The organism is Microcoleus sp. MON1_C1, from assembly GCF_036701945.1.
In the GTDB taxonomy this organism is placed as follows: Bacteria; Cyanobacteriota; Cyanobacteriia; order Cyanobacteriales; family Microcoleaceae; genus Microcoleus.
Genome location: NZ_JAUBRO010000026.1, coordinates 1 through 18089 on the forward strand (window position 1 = coordinate 1; position 18089 = coordinate 18089).

Annotated in this window: 8 protein-coding genes and 1 pseudogene; 4 read left to right on the forward strand and 5 right to left on the reverse strand. The window is 43.4% G+C overall.

Features of this window, described 5'->3' with window-relative positions:
- Window positions 1-241 precede the first annotated feature (241 nt).
- Entirely contained in the window at window positions 242-1447 is a 1206-nt protein-coding gene (locus QUA62_RS16095) for a DGQHR domain-containing protein (RefSeq protein ID WP_333405373.1), read from the forward strand.
- 120 nt (window positions 1448-1567) lie between these two features.
- Here the strand turns inward: QUA62_RS16095 and QUA62_RS16100 are convergent, their stop codons facing one another.
- Complete coding sequence (locus tag QUA62_RS16100; RefSeq protein ID WP_333405375.1) at window positions 1568-9796, reverse strand: FkbM family methyltransferase; 8229 nt, start codon at window positions 9794-9796, stop codon at window positions 1568-1570.
- A 558-nt stretch (window positions 9797-10354) separates the two neighbouring features.
- Here QUA62_RS16100 and ftsH3 point away from each other — a divergent pair.
- The 3 genes from ftsH3 to QUA62_RS16115 all read left to right on the forward strand — a co-directional run bounded on the left by ftsH3 (window position 10355) and on the right by QUA62_RS16115 (window position 14147).
- Window positions 10355-12193, forward strand: a complete 1839-nt coding sequence (ftsH3, locus tag QUA62_RS16105; RefSeq protein ID WP_006633639.1) for an ATP-dependent zinc metalloprotease FtsH3 — start codon at window positions 10355-10357, stop codon at window positions 12191-12193.
- Between the two features lie 692 nt (window positions 12194-12885).
- Window positions 12886-13524 (forward strand): bifunctional 4-hydroxy-2-oxoglutarate aldolase/2-dehydro-3-deoxy-phosphogluconate aldolase, encoded by a 639-nt coding sequence (locus QUA62_RS16110; protein WP_333405377.1) that lies wholly within the window; start codon window positions 12886-12888, stop codon window positions 13522-13524.
- Between the two features lie 101 nt (window positions 13525-13625).
- Entirely contained in the window at window positions 13626-14147 is a 522-nt protein-coding gene (locus tag QUA62_RS16115) for a L,D-transpeptidase (protein WP_333405379.1), read from the forward strand.
- 117 nt (window positions 14148-14264) lie between these two features.
- Here QUA62_RS16115 and QUA62_RS16120 read toward each other — a convergent pair.
- The 4 genes and pseudogenes from QUA62_RS16120 to QUA62_RS16135 all read right to left on the reverse strand — a co-directional run bounded on the left by QUA62_RS16120 (window position 14265) and on the right by QUA62_RS16135 (window position 18081).
- Window positions 14265-15092: pseudogene (locus QUA62_RS16120) on the reverse strand (YwqG family protein).
- A gap of 73 nt (window positions 15093-15165) precedes the next feature.
- Window positions 15166-15447 (reverse strand): hypothetical protein, encoded by a 282-nt coding sequence (locus QUA62_RS16125; RefSeq protein WP_333405502.1) that lies wholly within the window; start codon window positions 15445-15447, stop codon window positions 15166-15168.
- Complete coding sequence (locus QUA62_RS16130; RefSeq protein ID WP_006633643.1) at window positions 15429-16085, reverse strand: ester cyclase; 657 nt, start codon at window positions 16083-16085, stop codon at window positions 15429-15431. The genes QUA62_RS16125 and QUA62_RS16130 overlap by 19 nt, the downstream gene beginning before the upstream one ends.
- 406 nt (window positions 16086-16491) lie before the next feature.
- A complete protein-coding gene (locus QUA62_RS16135) occupies window positions 16492-18081 on the reverse strand; it encodes an Hsp70 family protein (RefSeq protein ID WP_333405382.1) in 1590 nt (529 codons plus the stop codon).
- Between the last annotated feature and the right edge of the window lie 8 nt (window positions 18082-18089).

An 18089-nucleotide genomic window follows, 5' to 3' on the forward strand; every position in this document is an offset into this window, starting at 1 on the left:
GCTAAATATAATCTTTTCAATTTTCCTAACTTGAAAAGATTTGATGCCTTTTCACAATTCATATAGGATTGCTATATGAATTGGCTTTATGGGCTAAAAGAGAATTTAAGTGTTCTATTTGTGAAAAATCAGCAGCCGATGCGGGAAAGTTAAAATTTGGACGCAAAAATCCCAATGATAGTTGGCATTTCTTAAATATAGAGATTGTTTGCGAAAAACATCACAAAATAAGGGGATAGTTATGACTGAACATAGGTGTTATTTTGGCAGTTTAATATCACAGCGCGCCGATAAAAATGTAACTCGTTTTTTTGTTTTTAATGCACGCGCAAAAGATTTGAAAGAGTGGTTGGGTATTCGACGAATAAAAGATGTCAAAAAAGGAGCGCAACGTGTACTAAGAAAAGCTAGAGCTAGTGCAGTTACAAAATTTATAGAGGCTAGTTCAATCAATACAATTCCTAATAGTATACTTATAGCTTTTGATCCCGGCAAAGCAAAGTTTACTTCTTTAAGTAAAGAAATTATCGAAGGTATTATTCAAACAAATAGTCCCTTAGAAAACCCTGTAAACATATTGAATGGCTGTGAGAATCAACTCAATTGGGGAGTTATTGAGTTTTCATTTGAACGCAATGAACAAGAGGATGCTAAACCAGCACTTATTGTAGACGGACAGCACCGTCTTTATGGTATGTCTAATTTTGATAAAGAGGATTTACCAATAACAGTTGTTAGCTTAATAGATGCTAATCATCAAGAACAAGCTTTCCAGTTTATTGTAGTAAATAATAAAGCAGTACGAGTTTCAGCCGAAAATGTCAAATCTATTATTGCAGATTTTGATGAAGATGAACTTGAGAAACGACTTGTACTAGCGCGTGTGAAATATGGTGATAAGCCACTGATACTTAGATCTCTTAATGATTCTCCATCAAGCCCATTTCAAAATTTATTAAATTGGTCTTATAACAGAGAGATTACAGAAGAAACTCAGCTAGTGCCAATTACTGCCATAGAACAAACAATGCGATATATTCGTAAGTCATTTACAGTGCTTGAAAATGATGAAGATTCCTTAATCGAGTTTTTCTGTGCAACCTGGAGAGCGGTGAAAGGAAATTACCCAGAGCTTTTTGGAAAAAATAATCAATTTATGACGAAGGCAAATATTAGTGCTTTCAATGAGTATATCACTGACCGATTAGTATATTTTTGGGAGATGGATTTACTAGATGTATTTGAAAGTGATGAAATTGAAGAAAAAGTGTTAGATATCATTAAACGTTTACCTAAAGAATTTTGGCTAAAAAATTGGAAGCTTAGAATTCAAGACACTCCCAATTTTAGAGACATCATAAAAAATGATTTAAAGACTATAATTACTAATTCAAAACTAGGCAAGGATTGGATGAATGGTTTAGAGTTGATTGAAACAGAGGAATAGAGAAGCTCCATATATTTGAAGCATTTGTTTTGCCCTTAAAAATCAAGTTCCAATTGTCTAACTAATCGATCGCGCCAGACAGACCTGGGCGGGCCGCGGCCCACCCTACGCCAGATCCGTTTACTTGACAGCAAGCTCGATCGCAGCCCCAACCAACTGCTCGTAATCCTCCAACAACCACGGAGGCAAACAAGTATTCGCATCCTGAACCCGCAACTGTCCAGGGCGACAATACAGCATCGCCGCCAACAAATTATTCACAGCTTTAGGCGCTCCAAACCCTTTACTCAACTCAACAACCAACGAGTTAAAAAACTCGCGATCGCTCTCATTCAGCGGCTCGTTAATAAACCCGCTGCCCAACATTGCTTTGTAACCCTTGCCAAAATCGCTCCGGTACAAAAGTTCCAGTTGTTCGTCGGAAACGCTCAGCCACAAATCAGCCATTTGCTTGCGAATATGCCGCAGATCTGCTATTGCCAATTCAGCCGTCGGATCGATTTCATAGAGATTGACGGCAGCAGTTAATTGATTGAGAAACTGCGGCAGATAATCTTGTTTGACAAGTGTTGGTTCTGTTGTCGCGAATACGCTTTCAAACACCTTTTCGTAATCTTCAAGCAACCACTGCGGCAAGCGGGTGCGAGCATCAGGAACCCGCATTTTTCCCGGAACAAAATACAGCATCGCACCCAGCAGAGCATTGATTGCTTGAGGCTGCACCAACCCTTGGCTAATTTCCGTCAATTTCTGCAAAAACTGCTGTTCGGCTTCAGTCATGGATTCTGCTTGCAAGCCGCAGCTAAGTATTGCTTGATATCCCTTGCGAACTTCTCCTCGGTAAAAACTTTCGAGTTTCTCTGAAGGAACAGTCAGCCAAAAATCAGCCATTTGTTTTCTGATTTGGCGGAGTTCCAAAACTACCGATTCGTCAGACGGATCGATGCGGTAAAGATTGACGCATCCTAACAGTTGATTCGCAAATTGCGGGGAGTGAATGTATTGAGCTAACAAGTCAGAAGTTGAATCATACTTGACAGCGGCTTCACTCTCAAAAACTTGTTCGTAATCCTCAATTAACCAGTGCGGCAAACGGTTGCGAGCATCGGGAATTCGCATGGTTTCCGGCGGGAAATACAGCATCGCCGCGAGCAAGGCGTTCACAGCTTTGGGATGCACTAATCCTTTGCTAATCTGGGTTAATTGCTGCAAAAATATTTGTTCGCTTTCGATCATCGGTTGACGTTGGAAACCGCTCTTGAGCAGGATTTGATAGCTGTTACCTGAGGCGCTTCTGTAGGCGGTTTCGAGGTTTTCGGCGGGAACGTTCAGCCAAAAATCAGCGATTTGTTTGCGGATTTGACGCAGTTCGGATATTGCTGAGATGTTTGAAGAGTTTCTTTGGTAAAGGTTGATGGCATTCGAGAGAAGATCGCCCAAGTCTGCCTGTTTGGGAATGCTATCCTGTAAGCTGCGGGATGCTTCCAGGTGGCTGGTTTGCCATTTACCAAAGAGTTCTTGGAATAATTTGCCGATCGCCCCAGAGTATGCAACACTGTCAAAACAAGCCGGATTAGCTTGCATTTTTTGCTGAATTTCCTGGCGATAGCGTTGCCGAAGTTCAGGATTAGTGCCGAGAGTAACTGCTAGCTGAATGTAAGATCCTTCGCTATTGGCAATTAAATCAGGTATAGAGAGCGATCGTAGCACCGCCGCCCCCATTCTCGATCGCAAAGTATCGCCATCCCTAACAACAGTGGGAAGTCCCACCTCTAACGGATCTACAAGGGAAGTAGTCCCCGCATAGGGATAGGAATCCAAATAAACATCCCCCAACTTCAAAACTTCTTTAACATCCGCACGGTTAGGAAAACTCTTCAACACCCGCAAACGATTACTCTCAATGCCATACTTAGCAAAAACGGCTTTCATATTATTCACAAAAGCCCCTCCAGGATAATGATTAGTCCAGCTAGGACCGAAGGGCATTAAAAACAGCACCGAATTAGGAACAGCAGCCATAATTTTGGCCCATGTTTCCCTTAACTCCGGCACTAGCTTATACAAATTAGCACTCGAAATAAAGACAACCGACTCCTCTGAAATGCCGATACTATTTCTGGTGAAATTAATGTTAGGAGTGTAAGGTTCGAGGGTATAGCTAAAACAGCAGCCAGGCCCGTCAATAGTGGCTAATTCCTCGCGATAATGCTCCTGTCCTTCAGGTGCAGGTTCCATCAACTTACCAGCAATGTAATAGTCAATGTGTCGCATTCCTGTGGTAACGGGAGAATTAAAACAGGTAGTTTGTACCCGCGCCAATCGATGCAATGCTAATAAACTAATCGGATGAGTAACCGCAGTAATATTGGTAGCAATCAGCAGAATATCTAAGTCATCAGCGCGGATTGTCTGAACTTGACTTGGCAAGTCATTAGACAGTTTAACCAGTCTGTCAGCACGACTCTGACAATACTGTTCTAGTTTATTCCCGTCGAGATTGAGAGCGTATAAAATAATTTCAAATTGCTCTCGATTCAGATATTCAAAAGCTGGCAAGGTAGCGAAAGTTTCCGTCATCGCCCCGAAATGTTTAGTCAGGACACCAAGGCGAATTTTCGGTCTGTTCGCAGGTCTAGCCGGAAAAATGCAATCAAGCGCAGCGCCACGATTTTTCATGGCATATTCAATAATATCTGCCCGTTTTGTGTATATATCCTTGAGATTTTCACTATTGAAGTACAGAGGAATAAAGTTAGCGCTTTGCGTGAAGAACGAGGCGATTTCCTGCCACACTTGTGAGTTTTGGTTCTTGAAGATATTGCTATGCAAATAACTGACCCATCCCTGCACATACCGACAATAATTGTCAGCTTCTCCTATTTCTTGAAAGAGAGTAGGCGCGGCAAACATAAATTTGAGATATTCGTTGACAAACCAATTAGGTATAGCTGCCTTTTCATAGTTCAGCATTAACTGATCTGCACGACGATAGAGGGCGGCTGCTAGTAGGTAGTTAATATCTTTGGGATTTTTAACTCCCTGGGACAGATGTGCTGCTAGTCGATCGATAACAGTCTTTTCGGCATCTGTCAGCGCTTCATCTTTGATGTTACTGTTGAGCAATAGCTGATGCGCCTTACCAGCATCACCGCCATAGGCATTTGCCAGTTGTTCTGCAGGCAGATTCAGCCAATAATTGGCAAGTTGCTGCCGGGATTGGCGGATGTTAGCGAGGTTTACTTCATTAGCTTGGTCTTTTTGATACTCTCCCACATATTGGGACAGCAAAGTTAAAAATTCTTCAGGTTGGTTAAATTCAACTAATTCATTAGCTATTAAATTGCCGTGTTGCTGCAAAATTTGCTGTGACCAACGCACTTCTTCTGGTTTGTAAAGTTGAGAGTGGAGGTGAATAATTGTGGCTCTCATTAAGTCTAATTTTGGGCGATCGCCAGCCATTTTTTGGGTTCTGCTAGATCCGTCGCCGTGCTGCCTGTAATAGAGATAAGGCTTAGGTAATCGATCGCCTAACCAGCCTTTTTCATAGGCCGAAACCCAAAATTCCCAATCTTCGCATCCCAGCTTCATCACTTTTTTCAAGCCGCCTACTTGCTCGTAAATCTCCTTTCTAAATAGGGAAGTAGCAGGGGCTTGATTGTCTCTCAAAAACCGATTGACATCAAAGTCACCGTGAACCACTAAATCGCAATTTGCTCCGAAGTGCTGCACATCTGTATAGACAAAACCAACATTCGGTTTTGCTAATAAAATTTCCACGCACTCCTCGATAAATTTGGGATGAAGTTTATCATCAGCATCTAGGAATAAAATAAACTTTCCTGACGACTGCTGAACGCCAACATTTCTCGAATCTGCGGGTCCCGTGTTGGGTTTATCTATGAGGCGAAGCGATTTTTGAGGATACAGTTTGATTAAATAATTGGCGAAGTTGCTGGTATCATCAGTGCTGCCATCATTGACAATTATGCACTCCCAGTTTGGATAAGTTTGACGGACAACACTTTCAACAGCTTCTCTGAGTAAAGTTGCGTGGTTGTAGCAGGGAATGATTACGCTGACGAGTGTTTCTGCGGAGGTGCGGTAGGGCATGGCATTTAGCTGTGATGGAGAGATTGAAACAGGTAATGTAGTGGCTGGTTTTACACCTCGGCGGGTGATCCCATATTCATCCCATATTTGCCGAGTTTCTTGGTACGATATTGGCGATGAATGTTGCAAACCTTGTTGATTTTCGTAGTACAACCCGAGAAGTTCTGGCAAGTGCACAATATTTTCGGTTTTGCCAATCCGCAGCCAAAATTCGTAATCGCCAGCCGCCCTAAATTCGGTTCGGAAATAGCGGTATTTTTCGTGCAGCAATTTTCTCCACATCGGCTGAGGGCCAATAATGCAGCGCCGTTCGAGTTCGCTGTAGTCAAATGCTGGCCAATTCCAGCACTTTTCTGCTTGGGTTTTTGCAAAAGTATCGTTAGCTGTGCTGGTGATTAATTGATCCGCATAAACCAGACTTACTGTGGCATTTTCATCCAAGTATTTCGCCATGATTTCTAGGGCATCGGGGCGGTGTCTGTCATCGGTATTAGCATTAGTCATGTAAGCTCCGCGCGACATCTTAATGCCTCGGTTCCAGGCGGCATATAGTGTTTCGCGCTCCGAAGAGCGATCGTACACAATATTCGGATATTTCGCTTGAAATTCCCGCACAACAGACTGTTCATTTTCTTGGGAACCGCTGTCAATCACTATGATTTCCAGTTTGCCTTGTTTGTACAGCGTTTGCTCTACCAAGTCCTGCAAGCAGCCGCGGATAAATTTTTCGGAATTGTAAGTAGAAACGATCGCAGATACTTTAAAAGCCGACGGGACAGGCTGGGAGTTCTCACCATTCCCTAATTCCCCCTGCAAGCCTGCATCAGTTGGCTGTTGAACGGAAGGATTCTCCGAATGTGCGCGCTCAGCTACTTGAAGCAAAAGTGAGCTAACAGTTGCAGCCATTTTCGACCAAGAAAACTTCTTAGCTTGCTCTAACCCCGCCGCAATTAATGAGTTGCGGACAGCGGGCTGCTGTATTTCCTGCAAAGCATTGACAAGCCCAATAACATCATCCCCGTTTACATAAACCGCTGCTTGTCCTGCTACTTCTGGAATCGAACCGTTTGGACAGGTGATGACTGGACAACCGCAAGCCATTGCCTCAAGGACTGGCAACCCAAAGCCTTCATATTTCGACGGATAAACTAACACTGAAGCACCAGAATAAGCAGCTCTCAGTTCGCTGTCGCTTAGTTGCAGCGTGTGGACAGTATTCCCAGAACAGTACAATTTCAACTCTGGTTCTAATACAGGTTTGCCACCTGCACAGACTATATCAAAGTCAAACTTGTTGGCAAGTTGAGAAAAGGCTTTGAAGAATAATATCCCGTTCTTGTAACCATGCCAGCCTACCCTTTCGCCTACCAAAAGAAAATAGGGCTTGGTAATGCTGTATTTTGACTTAAAGCCTGAAACTTCTTCTCTATCGGCTGGCGAAAAATTGGCATCAATGCCACAGTGCGCTACAGCGATAGAATTTGAAGAAATCTGCGGAAAAACCTTAATTAAATCGCGGGCTGTATTTTCCGAAATGGTGATGTAAGCAGAGGCGTGGCGGATACCGCAATGCTTTTCTCTCCACTCGGGATGACCAATATTTTGTCCCATCAACTCTGGAATCATGTCATAGGCCATGAATACCGATGGCGTTGACAAAGGCGTTGTATAATAAGTAGAAATAAATAAATCGGCTTTTTCTTCATTGCAGATTTGTTGGAGCATCGCGCGATCGCGATCGGTATTACCATAATCGTAAAGGGGAATAGTACGATAACGAAGACCGGGAATTTTTGGGGCAGTTCCCTTACGGTCTAAAAGGATAATATGTTGAGCAAAGTTCGTATTTGCCCATTCTTGCCAGAGGGATTTCCAAACGCGAGCAATGCCTGTATTATTATGTTGAAAAAATACACCATCAATGACAATTGTCGGATATTTTTGACTAGGGTTAACACCAAGTGCAGGTAAAGCAGACACAGTTTTAAAGTGCCAATTTTTTGTACTAATATCTCGTTGTGCAAGGGGTTCTACTCCACAAGCGATCGCGCTATTGACTTGACTCTCATCCTTAACCCAATCAAAGTATTGACGCAATAAGACAGGAAATTGAGTCTGTTGTTGCAGATTTAACCATTGAGAAGTCGCATTTTTATAACCATAATATTGCTCTTTAAAGCGCAATTGATTCGGGGTAACGTAGGCAAAATGTTGGAAAACTAACCCCTCTTTTTCGGTTTCTTGATGTCGAAAAGGATTAACAAACGCGACATCACGCCATTTACCGTTAGGTAAGGGTTCCGCTAATCGGGGCGGTTCATGGGTTGCCCATACCATACCTGGTTTAAAACGCCAAGTGCGTAGCCATTCATATTGAGGATTATTTGCATAACAATTACGAGTGCTAATAACTAAATTTTCCCCAACAAAATACCAACACCAATAAAAAGCCGCTGTTTTTTCAGGATGTTCAATAAACATCTGTCGAGTTTGGCAAATCTGCTCAAAAGTCCAGAGTTCATCTACATCAATTTGCCACAATAAACACTCTTCAGAAATCCGGGCAATAGGAGCATTTATCATTTCTCGTTTCCCTTCCCAAAATTGGCCTTCTGGCTTACGATAAATGCTAATATTTTGGGGATAAAGACGAGCCAGTTCCTCTAAATATTCGGTAGTCCCATCCAGGCTGCGCCCGTCGCGATGAACATCATCAGAAATGTTACCGCCCAGAGTTACACTCCAAGCCGTATCATGTTTTAAATCTGCCACCCCCTCGACAATATGCCAGTGCCATCGAAAGGGTAATTTTTTCAAGACATCAATATGATAACGGATGAACGGTTCACCATTGAGAACGATGGTAAAGAAATGAAGGGGAAGTGATGGAAATGCAATATAATTTTCATAGAAAGCATTAGAGTTGACAACTGCTCGACCAATCGCACCCGTTTTTTCTATACAATGACACTCATAACCATTGGCCATCAGGAAATCAAAAGTTTCTTTGGCGGTGTGCTGCATTCCCTCTAACATTTTTTGAGATATTTCAAATTGAATAAACTCAATTGCTTTTCTTGCTAAAAGATTCAGGCAACCATTAAGAACATCACTTTCAGCTCCTTCTACATCGATTTTTAAGTAATCTATTTTCTCAATCTTATGTTTTTGACAAAATGAATCAACTGTAATCCCGCTAACGGTTTCGCTTTTTACAATAGGTACATATTCCTGGGGATTTTCTGGATTTTCCATCTGCGGTCTGCCGATGCTGTTCCAAACCGAAAACTCATCAGGAAATTCATTAAATTCAATCAGTTTATTCTCGGACAATACTGCAGTCTGAAACAGGAAAATATTCGGCTTATTTTCTGTTCGTTGTTTAAGTGTATTAAAAGTAGTTGAATTAGGCTCAAATGAATATACTTTTCCTTCACGTCCGACTAAATTACTAAACAAAAGAGAATAGTTACCAATATTTGCTCCAATATCAAAAACAGTCATCCCTTGACGAACTAATCTTTGTACAAGCCGTTGTTCGATTTGTTCTTCATTAAACGCAAATTTTTCTTTCTGGAAAATGGCATAACCATTTCGCAGATGAACATTCTGCAATAAGAGTTGATAATTAGGATCTTTGAGAAGTTTATGGTAATTTTTATGGTTTTTAAAGGTATTAATATCATCTAGTAATATAAATTTAGCCCCATAGACTTCATCTAATTCCGCTTCCCCGGTAAATTCAGAACCATCTATTAAGACCACATCAAAAAAAATGATTTTATTTTCTGATTTTATTTGCTTAATTCCTGCCTGAGATCCTCCCGAATCTTGAAGATACTTGAGGTCCTGTTTGAGCCAATCTAATACTCGTTCTCTGGGGTATTGATTCAGTGCTGTTTGGTAAGAATTATAAAAATCAATAACTTCTTTTTCTTGAGCAAATTTATTCATTCCTACTGAGGAAACATTATAACATTTTACAAAACCATCCTTAGCATATCTGTTTTGTAATGCGGTAAATCTTGCCTGGGAAATTTCCATGCAAAAAAGTTGAGGATGATGGGGATTTTCTCTAATTCCTGTGACAAATGCTTCTGTACTTCCCTCACCGGAAGATGACCCTATTTCTAAAATGGTTTTGATATCTTCTTCTTTGGCTATTTGTTTAATAGCCTGATAAAATTGATCGTACTTAATTTCTGCGGGAATGATTTTATTGATTTCTGAAGTCATGATAAAATTTTCTCCTTTATTCATTGTGTTATTAATCTGGGAATGCGTTTTCTAAAAACAACCCTGAAGTTAAATTTAGTTACGAAAGAAAGCAGATTTTTGAGATCAGAGTATTGGGGTAAATGACGATTTGTGATAAACACACTTGGTTTCTGGGTCAGTCCTACTTTACCTTACCTAACAGTTTAAAATAACTTAGGCGTAACTACCACATCAACCGGGTTGTTCACTCCTGTTAAAGACTCAAGTGCAGTATTTCCGTCAACCAACCCGGTTTCTGCATGGCTATTTAACCGAAAAAGGGATTAACGCGATCGCCACCAGTTTTGATAATCTTGACAAATTATGCCTTATAGTGTAATAAGACACCCAAAAATTAGGACAACACCCAACTCTCCTGACGCCGCGCAGGGCTGTTCCGTTCCCGCGACCTCAGACCGCCACAGCATGGCCGGGATTCCTCACCACACAAAAACAAGTTACAATTACGTTAAGATTGATGAACATAAATAAAAATTCCCAAATCACAGGGACTAAAAATTAGGAGGATCGACCTCGGTGAATAAACGCTGGAGAAACGCTGGCCTGTACGCACTGCTGGCTATTGTAGTCATTGCCTTAGCAACGGCATTTTTTGACAAACAGCCCCCAAGTAGGGAAGTTTGGAAGTACAGTCAATTCATTCAGGAAGTCGAAGGCAAGAGAGTAGACAAAATAAATATCAGTTCAGATCGCAGCAAAGCCCTGGTCACAGCCCAGGACGGCAACAAGGTACTCGTTAACCTGCCGAACGACCCCGAACTGATCAACATCCTGACCAAAAATAACGTAGATATTTCAGTTCTGCCCCAAAGCGACGAAGGCTTCTGGGTAAAAGCCCTCAGCAGCCTGTTCTTCCCGATCCTGCTTTTGGTCGGACTGTTTTTCCTGGTGCGGCGCGCCCAAAACGGGCCCGGCAACCAAGCCATGAACTTCGGCAAATCCAAAGCTAGAGTCCAAATGGAGCCGCAAACTCAGGTGACTTTCGGCGACGTGGCCGGCATCGAACAAGCCAAGCTAGAGCTCGCAGAAGTCGTGGACTTCCTGAAAAATGCAGACCGCTTCACCGCAGTCGGAGCAAAAATCCCCAAAGGCGTGCTGCTGGTCGGCCCTCCCGGAACTGGCAAAACCCTGCTGGCAAAAGCAGTGGCTGGAGAAGCAGGCGTTCCCTTCTTCTCGATTTCCGGTTCAGAATTTGTGGAAATGTTCGTGGGTGTCGGTGCTTCCCGCGTCCGCGACTTGTTTGAACAAGCTAAATCTAACGCTCCTTGTATCGTATTTATCGATGAAATTGATGCCGTAGGCCGCCAGCGGGGCGCTGGTTTGGGCGGTGGTAACGACGAACGGGAACAAACCCTGAACCAGTTGCTGACCGAAATGGACGGCTTTGAGGGCAATACTGGCATCATTTTGATTGCTGCCACGAACCGCCCCGACGTGCTTGATGCAGCGCTGCTGCGTCCGGGTCGCTTCGATCGCCAAGTTGTAGTCGATCGCCCCGACTTCGGAGGCCGCCTAGAAATTCTCAACGTTCACGCCCGCGGCAAAACTTTGTCGAAAGACGTGGACTTGGAAAAAATCGCCCGCCGGACACCCGGTTTCACCGGTGCGGATTTGTCCAACCTACTCAACGAAGCAGCAATTTTAGCCGCCCGCCGCAACTTGACCGAAGTCTCGATGGATGAAGTCAACGATGCGATCGACCGCGTGCTCGCTGGCCCGGAAAAGAAAGACCGCGTGATGAGCGAAAAGCGCAAAACTTTGGTAGCTTACCACGAAGCCGGTCACGCTTTAGTCGGCGCGCTGATGCCCGATTATGACCCCGTGCAGAAAATTAGCATTATCCCCCGCGGCCGCGCTGGCGGTTTGACTTGGTTCACACCCAGCGAAGATCGGATGGATTCTGGCTTGTATTCTCGGTCTTACTTGCAAAATCAAATGGCCGTAGCTTTGGGCGGCCGCATTGCTGAAGAGATTGTCTTCGGCGAAGAAGAAGTAACAACCGGTGCGTCGAACGACTTGCAGCAAGTGGCAAGAGTAGCGCGGCAAATGGTGACTCGCTTCGGAATGAGCGATCGGCTAGGCCCTGTAGCTCTGGGTCGCCAACAAGGCAATATGTTCATGGGTCGCGATATCATGGCTGAACGGGATTTCTCGGAAGAAACCGCAGCGACGATCGACGATGAAGTGCGTTTGTTGGTAGAGCAAGCTTACCGCCGCGCTAAAGATGTACTCGTCGGCAACCGCCACGTCCTTAATGCTTTGGCAGATATGCTAGTGGAAAAGGAAACTGTGGATGCGGATGAATTGCAAAATTTGTTAGCTAATAGCGATGTGAAAATGGCGACGATCGCCTAATCGATTTTGGGTTTTGGATTTTGGATTTTGGATATTCGAGGAAATCTAAAGTTTGAAATCAATAATTGGGGTGATTCTGGGATGTCTGGAATCGCCCCGATTTTTTTATGAGTGCGATCGATTTTAGATTTTCAATTGGGGATTTTAGCTTGAATCTCAAGAATGACCAAGTAATCAGACATTCCCCCTACCTTTTTCCTGAAGCTGCCGCTTAACTTCTTCCCTGGGAAATCTTCTTTCATCTTTTCTCTATTCAATAATCCGACAGTCCTCAACATCCTCCCAGAGCTCGTCTGGGTAGTGGAAGTCAAGCAGCACCACGAGTTTTTAGCATTGAGAATCAACTAAAAAGTGAAAGTGTGTCGGTTCGTGGCATTCAGCCAGAACCTCAGCCAAAAATTCGCTGTGTTCTTTGAGATCAACAATTGCAGCAGTTTTTTTGCCTAGATTTTCAGTTCAAAATTGAAGGTGGAGCATATTGTAATTTGGCATATATCGAAGTTAGTAACCTGTATTAAAATTATATGCGAGTCAACATGAGACGAGTTCCCAATTCGGGAGCATTCCCAAATCTAAAATCTAAAATTTCCAATTGTATGAATCAATGATACAACTTCCCAATCCGGGAGCGTTCCCAATTCTAGAATCTAGAATCTAGAATCTAAAATCTAAAATCTAAAATCTAAAATTGTATGAATCATCTATCTTGGTTGACACTACTAAAAAAACATCGGGCGATCGCCGTCATCCGTTCCTCCGAAAAAGAACTCGCTCGGCACATGGCATCATCGGTAGCAGCCGGAGGAATCCAGTTTATTGAAATTACTTGGAACACCGACAAAGCCGCTGAATTAATTGCCGAACTCCGCTCGGAATTCCCTAGTTTTAGTATTGGCACTGGCACTTTATTAAACTTAGAACAGTTGCAACAAGCAATAGACTGCGGCGCTCAGTTTCTGTTTACTCCCCACACCGATTTAACTATGATTAAAACAGCAGTTGATGCCGGAGTGCCGATCGTCCCCGGTGCTTTTTCTCCTACGGAAATTGTGACCGCGTGGCAAGCAGGCGCTACCTGCGTTAAAGTGTTTCCGATATCGGCTTTGGGAGGCGCCGCCTACCTGAAAAGCCTGCAAGGCCCCCTGGGAAACATTCCTTTAATTCCCACTGGCGGGGTGACGCTGGAAAATGCGAAAGTATTTATTGAGGCCGGGGCGATCGCCGTTGGTTTAGCCGGAGACTTATTTCCTAAACACTTAGTGGAAAATCGCGATTGGCGCGCAATTATCCAAATTGCCCGAGATCTTACCCAAAACTTAACAACTTGTTAAGCCCTGTTTCCCAATCCAACATTTCAAATCTACAATCTAAAATAGGAGAAGCCAATCTAAAATCTAAAATCTAAAATCTAAAATAGTACGAGGTGTAAGAAATGAACAGCATTATCAACTCAACTTACTTCCGCCGCGTTGGAACTTTCTGTGCCGGCTGCGCCCTCACTTTTGCTACATTCGGCGGCGGTTCAATGACGGCATTTGCCAACGAACAGCACAACATAATTGCCAATAAAATTATGTTGTTGCAGCAATCCAGCGAACGCTGGATTGAAATAGATTTGTCAAGACAAAGGTTAATAGCTTGGGAAGGAAATACACCCGTTTACGCGGTAGTTATTTCCAGCGGCAAATCATCGACTCCCACCCGCACGGGAACCTTTGCCGTTGAAACCAAACACCGCGTTACTAGAATGACTGGGCCGGACTACGACGTGCCGGACGTTCCCTATACAATGTATTACGACGGAGGCATGGCAATTCACGGCGCTTACTGGCACAATTTGTTTGGCAATCCCGTTACTCACGGCTGCACAAATGTAGCTGTTAATCACGCTAAATGGCTATTTGAATGGGCCTCGGTGGGAACACCCGTGGTGGTGCACAAATCTCAGGTTTAGGGCATTGGGCATTGGGCATAGTCAAACACTATTCAATCTGTTAGAACCCCGACCTCTTAAAGAAGTCGGGGTTCTGGGTATTATGTTATTTTAGGGGTGCTTACTTAACTGCTGCTTTTAACCACAATCCCAATTGTATAAAACCTTACTGAAATCTAATTCTCTGAGTGCTGATTCATCAATAAAAAAGTTACCTACACCACTGTCTCCCCACATGATATCTACTGTCTCATTGGAATCGGTATCCATTTGTAACAGAAGAATGTCTGGCTTTTGTTTTTGATCGGAGTTACTACTATATTTTCTTACGTCGTCTTGTGTAAAATCAGGATAACCACCTATTTTATGACCAAAGGAATGCGATATTTATCGGTACTCATCCTCAATTTCAGGGTTCATAAATAACTCGTTAATTTCTTCTCCTAATAGTTCAATAAATTGGTAGTCATTGGTACTAATCGGCGCAGATTTTTTAGTAAATTGCAAGCCGCAACAGCCATGAACAGGAAAATATGCTGGTTGCGGAACAAAATCATAATTGGTAATGATGTTTTCAACTTGGAAGTCGGGCTGAGGAAAATAGATTATTTTGAATCTGTCTTCGGCTGTGGGATTATCTACATCGGCGGAAGTGTCCAAATCTAAACCATATAGGTCATCGTCGGCTATATAAAACTGCAAAATTCCCCGATCGGGAAAACCATCTAAAGGCGGTATTTCATCAAAGTTGAGTTGCGCTAGCAAAAATAAATATTTACCCTCACAAGTTTTGGGATATTCAAAGCCTTTAGGTAAATAAGGAAATCCCCCAAATTTACTCTGCCACCAATTAACGTCATCATTATTCTGGGTTTGAATTTCGATGTAAGGTTTAATGGTAGCTTCGATTCTGTCGCGATACTTTTCTAATTCGGGAGAGAGGGGAAATTCTAGTTTGTAGTTCATTTACTTTTAAAAATATGTTTTGAACGCAATCAGTAGGGTGCGCCGAAGCGCACCTTACCTGTAAAGCCTATTCCTAACTTAGCTGCGCCACGGGTTTATCCTGTAACGATGTTTGATTTGTCAGCAAGTCTTCCACGGTAATTCGCAAAAAGCGCTGTTGGTCAACGCGGAACAAAACTTTTATGCGATCGCTCCCCGGATACCCAGGCCGCGTCAAGCGAAAGCAAGCGTCTCCCTCGCTTTCGCTACTTATAGCGACGGAGACGCTTGCACTGCAACTCGAACAATTATTTATAATTCCGATTCCAGCGGAAACGATATGACCTCTTCCTTTGATTAATGACTCACTGGACATCCTCCTGTCGTTAACCCTGTTAAGAAATTATTGGTGTCAAAGAAATGTTCTACAGACTCAATCTTTAAATCCTCTGTGACTTTAGCAATGCTAAGACCAATAATTTCAATAGTTTCTCCTGTCCCTTGATGATCTTTGTAAGCTCCCCTAAAAGTACCCCAGTGTCTCCACTTAAACACAACGTTAGGAGGCCCTGCAACGACTTCAACTAATTCCCAGAGAAAGCCATCGGGAAAAGCTGTGTGAAAGAGGTTGTAGGAGGATTGAAAGGTTTCATCAGAGGCGCGGTAGTGCTCTGAGTTTTCTAGAAAGAGATTATAGGTTCCCTGATCTACAACTTCTTGGGCTGTGTATTCTTTTCCTCCATTAGTGCTCATACGGAATTTATCCGTAACTACAGATATCCATTGTTGGGGATTGGTTTTGAAGGATGCTTCCATTTCAAATGTTCTCACCAAATTATAGGCGATCGCATTCAAAGACCCTTCGGCATGATTGTGTTTCTTTTCCTTTTCCAAGAAAGCATTAGTGCGAGAATAGTTGGGACGATTCCCGTCCCGCCATTCTACTCCCTCATCCTGTTTCAGAACTTCTTCTCTATCTTGCACCCAGAGGGGTAAGCCGGGAGTTGTACTCATACCTGTTAATCTCCTAGGATTTGGGTTAATAAAAATCTTGATACTACAATGAAAGACTGGCGGTTTTGAGGCGGGTGGATTTCACAAATTAGTATACACGAAAATTGTCCCCATGTCAAGCCACGCCAGACATAAACTTAACTATCTGCATAGGTTGTCGTCTCCAATAGACATCTCCAAAAACTAACTGGTTCCTAGGAAGAGCTTGGGAAGCGATGTCCAGAGGAAGAGCCTCGCTTTCTGAGCCGGAAAATTCGAGGCTCTTCCTCCGGATCTGCATTCCTAGGAAGAGCCTGGGAACCAGTAAACCAGTAATTTCTTAGTCCCCCTCTGCTAGGACTAAAGTTTGACTCTATGCAGGGATTTCAAGAGCCGAATTATCTACCAAATTATCTAAAGTCTATCCTTAACTTAACTGCACCACGGGTTTATCCTCTAACAATGTTTGATTTGTCAGCAAATCTTCCACGGTAATTCGCAAAAAGCGCTGTTCGTCAACGCGGAAGAAGATTTTGATGCGATCGCTCCCCGGATACCCAGGCGGCGTCAATTGAGCGATGCTGCGTGCTCCGTCTTTATCATTTAAGGGCTGTACCGATGTTTGACCCGCGAGTTGCCGAGTAATTAGCCTGTCCCCGTCAAAATATATCTCCGTGCCACCTGTTTCCGCTCCCAATTCGCCGATAATTAATTCTATACTTGGCTGATTTTCTAAAGAAGCTCCCAAGACTAATTCTACCGGTTCGCTCATCGGATAGGACTGGCCGGATTTAATTAAACTGTGCCAACTGTGGCAATTGTCGCGGCGGTTCCAGTAGCGAATTCCGTAACTGTGATAGAGAAAATCTTTGATTTCTATGCCTTGACTCAGTTGCAGAGCACCTTGGGCGATCGCCTCAAAGGGTTTGTCGCAGCGAATTTTTGCCTGATCGAAATATTGCTGCACCCAACGCCCGACAGCGGGAATTTGTACAGTACCGCCAACTAGCAAAACTGCATCGATATCCCCAATTTCTAAGCCTTGGCGCCGCGCTTGCTGCAATACTTGATTCATGCACTCGTCGAGTTTGTCAAAAAACTTATGTTCAGCGAGGATAGATTCAAAACGAGTTCGGTCTAATTCTAATTCGTAACTCTCAAAATTTTCGTCATCAAAATAAACCTCAACTGCCTGATTCACTAAAGACAACTGAATCTTTAACCGTTCTGCCAATCTCGTTGTAATCGGAGATTTTGCCAGCCCTTTTGTTTGAACAAAATAGTCAACCAGCCAATTATCAATATCAGAACCGCCTAAATTTTGTCCGGCTTTAGCCAAAACCCGGGCAACTTTTGTTTTTTGCGCTGAAGATTCAGCTAATAGCTTTTCGCCCCACTTCAGAATAAAACCAAGGGGCTTTTTGTCGGCGGAAGCGTCCAAACGCACCAAAGAAAGGTCTAGAGTTCCGCCGCCGAAATCAATGACTAACAGATTTTCGCGATCGGCCAAACCGTAACCCAAAGCAGCCGCCGTAGGTTCGTCCAACATCCGCACCTGTTCTACTTGCAGAGATTGTGACACTTTGCCCAACCAATGGCGGTAAGCTTCAAAACTATCTACCGGCACAGTAAAAATCAAAGAATCGATCGGCAAGGGAAGTTGGCGAATTGAGTTCACAATTTGGCTCAAATACCACTCACCTACTTGTTCAAAAGTAATAAGTTGCCCGTCAAGTTCCGGCACAAAACCCTGAACTGAAGTGCCAATTCCTCGCTTAAAATTGCGGAAAAACCGAGAATCTCCACTCAAATCCAGGCCTCTGTCGCGGACTTGCTGACCGAGTAAGGCTTTACTTTGAGCAGCGTCCTCAACGTAGAGTAAACTGGGAATTAGGGGCGGGTTTTGAGCCGAGATTGCCGACAATCCCGGTAATTTCAAAGTTTCGGGCTGCTGGAGGACTTGATTCCAGCGAGCGACGACGGTGTTGCTAGTTCCAAAATCAATTGCGATCGCCATTCAGCCAA

What these genes read in the sequence shown, in the direction of transcription:
- QUA62_RS16095 (WP_333405373.1), top strand. Translation starts at nt 242, where the DNA reads ATGACTGAACATAGGTGTTATTTTGGCAGTTTAATATCACAGCGCGCC.
- QUA62_RS16100 (WP_333405375.1), bottom strand. Translation starts at nt 9,796, where the DNA reads ATGACTTCAGAAATCAATAAAATCATTCCCGCAGAAATTAAGTACGAT.
- QUA62_RS16110 (WP_333405377.1), top strand. Translation starts at nt 12,886, where the DNA reads ATGAATCATCTATCTTGGTTGACACTACTAAAAAAACATCGGGCGATC.
- QUA62_RS16115 (WP_333405379.1), top strand. Translation starts at nt 13,626, where the DNA reads ATGAACAGCATTATCAACTCAACTTACTTCCGCCGCGTTGGAACTTTC.
- QUA62_RS16125 (WP_333405502.1), bottom strand. Translation starts at nt 15,447, where the DNA reads ATGTCCAGTGAGTCATTAATCAAAGGAAGAGGTCATATCGTTTCCGCT.
- QUA62_RS16130 (WP_006633643.1), bottom strand. Translation starts at nt 16,085, where the DNA reads ATGAGTACAACTCCCGGCTTACCCCTCTGGGTGCAAGATAGAGAAGAA.
- QUA62_RS16135 (WP_333405382.1), bottom strand. Translation starts at nt 18,081, where the DNA reads ATGGCGATCGCAATTGATTTTGGAACTAGCAACACCGTCGTCGCTCGC.